This is a genomic window from Mesorhizobium sp. M7A.F.Ca.CA.002.05.1.1, from assembly GCF_003998335.1.
In the GTDB taxonomy this organism is placed as follows: Bacteria; Pseudomonadota; Alphaproteobacteria; order Rhizobiales; family Rhizobiaceae; genus Mesorhizobium.
Genome location: NZ_RZQI01000386.1, coordinates 1 through 5,394 on the forward strand (window position 1 = coordinate 1; position 5,394 = coordinate 5,394).

The 5,394-nt window shown below is 63.4% G+C and carries 7 protein-coding genes; 6 read left to right on the forward strand and 1 reads right to left on the reverse strand.

The features are described from left to right. Window positions 1-398: GGDEF domain-containing protein (locus tag EN939_RS19405; RefSeq protein ID WP_164751082.1), on the forward strand; the 398-nt coding region annotated here is incomplete at its 5' end. A gap of 62 nt (window positions 399-460) precedes the next feature. Here EN939_RS19405 and EN939_RS19410 read toward each other — a convergent pair. After that, window positions 461-823 (reverse strand): hypothetical protein, encoded by a 363-nt coding sequence (locus tag EN939_RS19410; protein ID WP_127269290.1) that lies wholly within the window; start codon window positions 821-823, stop codon window positions 461-463. A 263-nt stretch (window positions 824-1,086) separates the two neighbouring features. Here EN939_RS19410 and EN939_RS19415 point away from each other — a divergent pair, with 263 nt between their 5' ends. From EN939_RS19415 to EN939_RS19435, 5 genes are all read left to right on the forward strand, one after another. Continuing rightward, window positions 1,087-1,515, forward strand: coding sequence for a hypothetical protein (locus EN939_RS19415; protein ID WP_127269291.1), 429 nt, complete (start codon window positions 1,087-1,089; stop codon window positions 1,513-1,515). A gap of 260 nt (window positions 1,516-1,775) precedes the next feature. Next, window positions 1,776-2,195 carry a succinate dehydrogenase, cytochrome b556 subunit gene (gene sdhC / locus EN939_RS19420; protein ID WP_032900823.1) on the forward strand — a complete coding sequence of 140 codons (420 nt, stop codon included), beginning with the start codon at window positions 1,776-1,778 and terminating at the stop codon, window positions 2,193-2,195. A 2-nt stretch (window positions 2,196-2,197) separates the two neighbouring features. Next, window positions 2,198-2,593: a succinate dehydrogenase, hydrophobic membrane anchor protein gene (gene sdhD, locus EN939_RS19425; protein WP_127269292.1), complete on the forward strand. Its 396-nt coding sequence runs from the start codon at window positions 2,198-2,200 to the stop codon at window positions 2,591-2,593. Between the two features lies 1 nt (window position 2,594). Continuing rightward, window positions 2,595-4,430 (forward strand): succinate dehydrogenase flavoprotein subunit, encoded by a 1,836-nt coding sequence (gene sdhA, locus EN939_RS19430; RefSeq protein WP_127269293.1) that lies wholly within the window; start codon window positions 2,595-2,597, stop codon window positions 4,428-4,430. A 9-nt stretch (window positions 4,431-4,439) separates the two neighbouring features. Continuing rightward, complete coding sequence (locus EN939_RS19435; RefSeq protein WP_013528877.1) at window positions 4,440-5,219, forward strand: succinate dehydrogenase iron-sulfur subunit; 780 nt, start codon at window positions 4,440-4,442, stop codon at window positions 5,217-5,219. Window positions 5,220-5,394 lie beyond the last annotated feature (175 nt).

The following is a 5,394-nucleotide window of genomic DNA, read 5'->3' on the forward strand; positions in this document are numbered from 1 at the left end:
GCCATGCGTCAGGCGACCGGGTGATCGAGACTTTTGCAGGCTTCCTGCGCGAAGCTGCAGCCGCGCATCACGTTGCGGGTCGGATTGGCGGCGAGGAGTTCGCCATCATCCTGCCGGGGACCAACCTTGCCGCGGCGCGGCTGTTCGCCGAGGGGACGCGCAGCGCCTTTGGCGGGCTGCCCATCGACGGGCTGCCGGCAGACAACCGCTGCACCGCGAGCTTCGGCGTCGCCGAACTTCATCCGAGCGAAGACTTTGCCGATCTGATGCGGCGCGCCGACCAGGCGCTCTATCAGGCGAAGAATGCCGGGCGCGATTGCGTGCGCGTCTCCGCCGGACCGGCCGGCAACTGGTCGTCAGCCGGAATGGAAGCCAGAGCAATTTCAGGAAAAGTGTGAAACGGTTTTCCCGGGAAAGCGCATAGCGCTTTCCCTTGGGAAATTGCGTCCAAACAAAGTGTCTAGCGGCAGGGGCTGAGTTCGGGCATCTCGCCGTCGGAGAGACCGTACATATAGGAGCGGCCCTTCACCAGCACAGGCGGCCGGTAGCAATCACTGTATCCGCTGATTTCGTCGGCTTCGTTCTCGTAGATCACCTTGGGCTGGCCGGCGCTGGTGTAGTCGGATAGCTGCTTGGCCAGCTTGCCTTCGCCGACGATGATGCGCTTGTAGCCGGCGGCGCTGTCGACAACGAGATTGCCGAAGGAATCAGCGTAGACGCGATCCTGATGCCGGGCGCCGGCGAGCGCTGGCGCTGCAAGGGCTACGACCGATGCCGCCACGATGAGCGCCGCAAGGCGCGATCTGCCTGAATTCGAACGCATGGCGTCCTCCGTGTCCTGAGGGAAAGCCTCCTCGAATCAGAAATTAACGTTTTCTTAACCTTTGTTAAGAGGCCAGCGCGTTTGGCGGCGATGTCTCGGTAAACATGGTTAATATCCGTTAATATCCGACTGGATGGAAAACCCGTTGGCCATTATTCGGCCATGCTTGGCCGCACCATCGCGGCTGGTGTCCGTCTCGGCGTCGGGATGACCTTGATCTTGGCAAAGCATCGCGGCTGGTTTGCCGCGCGGGAGGACAGCATATGGCGCTACGCCGGCCGATTTGGGCGTCCGTTTTCCCGTTGCTCGGGGTCGTCGCTGGCTGTGTGCCACAGGACAGTGGGCCGAAGGCGGCCAATACCGTCGTCGTCTCACCTGCGCCGGCTCAGCAGTCCGTCGCAGCCGCGGCGCCTCCGGCAGCTGCAGCCAAGATCATCACCGACCTTACCGCGCCGCGATCCGGCATAGGCACGGCCACCTACCGATGCGGCAACAACGGTATGATCTCCATCCAAAATCTAGGCACGTCGTTGCGTGTGGTCGGGTCCGATGGCGCGACCGAGGAGTTTGCGGCGTCGCCCGCCAACCAGAGCAGCCGCTACCAGGCGGCCACGCATGACGCAATCGTGATCGACGGACGCGAGGCGCTGGTGATGAAGAAGGGGTCGACGCCGCAGACCTGCAAACGCTAGGGCTAATCTCAACACCGCCGGGCCCTTGGGCCAGACATGTTGCACTGCAGCGATATCGAGCCGGCTTCGGGCCTCCCGGCCTAATCGATTGAAGCCTAAGCCGGCCTTTTAGTCAGACTAAATTACGTTTTCGAAACGGTTTTCTGGCTTTGACGCGGTGCAAAAAGAGCATTAGAAACCGGCTGTCCGAAGTCGCAACCGGAAGCGGCAATGCCGCATTTCCACCTGAGGCTCCAGAGAGACGCCGAACTGGGGGAGCCATGAGCAAATCACCAGCCACCCGCGAATTTGCCAGACGTGAACGGCCGATTTCGCCGCACCTCACCGTGTACCGGCCGCCGATCACCATGACGATGTCGATCATTCACCGCATCACCGGTGGGGCGCTGTATTTCGGCACGCTGCTGGTCGCCCTGTGGCTGATGGCGGCGGCCAGCTCGCAGGCGACTTTCGATTGGGCCAATTGGGCCTTCGGCACCTGGCTCGGCCGGCTCATCCTGTTCGGCTACACCTGGGCGCTGATGCACCATATGCTGGGTGGCGTGCGCCATCTGGTCTGGGACACCGGCGCCGGCCTCGAGAAGCATACCGCCTCGAAGATCGCCTGGGCGACGCTGGCCGGCTCGATCCTGCTCACGCTGCTGATCTGGATCGCCGGCTATATGGCGCGGGGAGCCTGACCATGAGCGGCAAAAACACCGACATGCGCACGCCGCTGGCGAGGGTCCGCGGCCTCGGCTCCGCCCGCGAGGGCACCGGGCATTTCTGGCGCCAGCGCCTGACCGCGATCGCCAACATCCCGCTGATCCTGTTCTTCGTCGGCTTCCTGATCGCGCTCAACGGCGCCGACTACGCACATGTGCGGGCAGCTCTTGCCAACCCGTTCGTCGCGCTGGTGATGGCCCTGGTGCTTATTTCCGGGCTTACCCATATGCGGCTCGGCATGCAGGTGATCATCGAGGATTACGTGCATGGCGAAGGCATGAAGCTGGCGCTGATCGCGCTCAATACATTTTTCACCATAGCGGTCGGCGTCGCCTCGATCTTCGCCCTGCTCAAGCTGGCATTCGGAGGCTGAGTTGGCCAAGGACGCGAAACAAGCCAACACGGCAGGCTATACCTTTGTCGACCACAAGTTCGACGTGGTGGTCGTTGGCGCCGGCGGCGCCGGCCTGCGCGCCACGCTCGGCATGGCCGAACAGGGCCTGCGCACCGCCTGCATCAGCAAGGTGTTCCCGACCCGCTCGCACACGGTGGCGGCGCAAGGCGGCATTGCCGCCTCGCTGTCCAACATGGGTCCCGATTCCTGGCAGTGGCACATGTACGACACCGTCAAGGGCTCGGACTGGCTGGGCGATGTCGACGCCATGGAATATCTGGTGCGCGAAGCGCCGGCCGCGGTCTACGAGCTCGAACATTATGGCGTGCCGTTTTCGCGCACCGAAGAGGGCAAGATCTACCAGCGGCCGTTCGGCGGCCACATGATGAACTATGGCGAAGGCCCGCCGGTGCAACGCACCTGTGCCGCCGCCGACCGCACCGGCCATGCCATCCTGCACACGCTTTACGGACAGTCGCTGAAGAACAACGCGCAGTTCTTCATCGAGTATTTCGCGCTCGACCTGATCATGGAGCCGGACGGCACCTGCACCGGCGTTCTCGCCTGGAACCTGGATGACGGCACCATCCACCGCTTCTCGGCCAAGATGGTGGTGCTGGCGACCGGCGGCTATGGCCGCACCTATTTCTCGGCCACCTCGGCGCACACCTGCACCGGCGACGGCGGCGGCATGGCCGCGCGTGCCGGCTTTCCGCTGCAGGACATGGAGTTCGTGCAATTCCACCCGACCGGCATCTATGGCGCCGGCTGCCTGATCACCGAGGGCGCGCGCGGCGAGGGCGGTTATCTCGTCAATTCCGAGGGCGAGCGCTTCATGGAGCGCTATGCGCCGTCAGCCAAGGACCTTGCCTCGCGCGACGTCGTCTCGCGCTGCATGACGCTGGAAATCCGCGAGGGTCGCGGCGTCGGCAAGAACAAGGACCACATCTTCCTGCATCTCGACCATCTCGATCCCGCCGTCCTGCATGAGCGGCTGCCGGGCATTTCGGAATCGGCCAAGATCTTTGCCGGTGTCGACCTCACCAAGGAGCCGATTCCGGTGCTGCCCACGGTCCACTACAATATGGGCGGCGTGCCGACCAATTACTGGGGCGAGGTGCTCAATCCGACGGCGATCAATCCAGACCAGGTGTCGCCCGGATTGATGGCTGTCGGCGAAGCCGGCTGCGCCTCAGTGCATGGTGCCAATCGGCTCGGTTCGAATTCGCTGATCGATCTTGTGGTGTTCGGCCGCGCGGCCGCGATCCGCGCCGGCCAGGTCATCGACCGCAAGTCGGCGATCCCTTCGCCCAACGAAGCCTCGGTCGAAAAGATCATGGACCGCTTCGACCGGCTGCGCCACGCCAATGGCTCGACGCCGACGGCCAGCTTGCGTGAAAAGATGCAGAAGGCGATGCAGGAAGACGCGGCCGTATTCCGCACGCAGGAGTCCCTCGAAAGCGGCTGCAAGCGCGTTTCGCAGATCTGGGGCGAGTTGAAGGACATCAAAGTGTCCGACCGCTCGATGATCTGGAACTCCGATCTGGTCGAGACGCTGGAGCTGGAAAACCTGATGGCCAATGCCATCACCACGGTCTACAGCGCCGAGGCGCGCAAGGAGAGCCGCGGCGCACACGCACGCGAGGACTTTTCGGTGCGCGACGACGCTGTCTGGCGCAAGCACACGCTGGCCAGGCTCAGCGAAGACGGCAAGGTGACGCTCTCCTACCGGCCGGTGCACACCGAGCCGCAGCTGGCTGAAAAGGACGGCGGCATCAGCCTCGCCAAGATCGCGCCCAAGGCCCGGGTGTATTGAGGATCGAACATGGTTGAACTCACGCTCCCCAAGAATTCGCAGATCAAGCCGGGGAAGACCTGGCCAAAGCCGGAGGGCGCCACCAATCTGCGGGAATACCGCATCTATCGCTGGTCGCCGGACGATGACGAGAACCCGCGCATCGACACCTATTTCGTCGACATGGACGATTGCGGGCCGATGGTGCTCGACGCGCTGCTGTGGATCAAGAACAAGATCGACCCGACGCTGACCTTGCGGCGTTCCTGCCGCGAAGGCATTTGCGGCTCCTGCGCCATGAACATCGACGGTTCCAACACGCTCGCCTGCACCAAGGGCTGCGACGACATTTCCGGCGCGGTAAAAGTCTACCCGCTGCCGCATATGCAGGTGGTCAAGGATCTTGTGCCCGACCTCACCAATTTCTATGCCCAGCATGCCTCGATCCAGCCTTGGCTGAAGACGGTGTCGCCGGAGCCGGCCAAGGAGTGGCTGCAGAGCCACGAGGACCGCGAGAAACTCGACGGGCTCTACGAATGCATATTGTGCGCCTGCTGCTCGACCTCGTGCCCGAGCTACTGGTGGAACGGCGACCGCTATCTCGGCCCGGCAACGCTTCTGCAGGCCTATCGCTGGCTGATCGATAGCCGCGACGAGGCCACCGGCGAGCGGCTCGACAACCTCGAAGACCCGTTCCGGCTCTATCGCTGCCACACCATCATGAACTGCGCGCAGACCTGCCCCAAGGGCCTCAACCCGGCCAAGGCGATCGCCGAGATCAAGAAGATGATGGTGGAGAGAAGGGTCTAGGCGGAGCGGATTTGCTGCAAACCTCGGATGTCGCGATCCGTAGCGCCCCCCTCTGTCCTGCCGGACATCTCCCCCACGTGGAGGGAGATTGGCTGTCATCGCGGCTTAGCCAATCTCAAAGGTTGAAGGATGACGCGCGCTCGGCGAAGCTGGCGAGCTCCCCCACGTGGGGGAG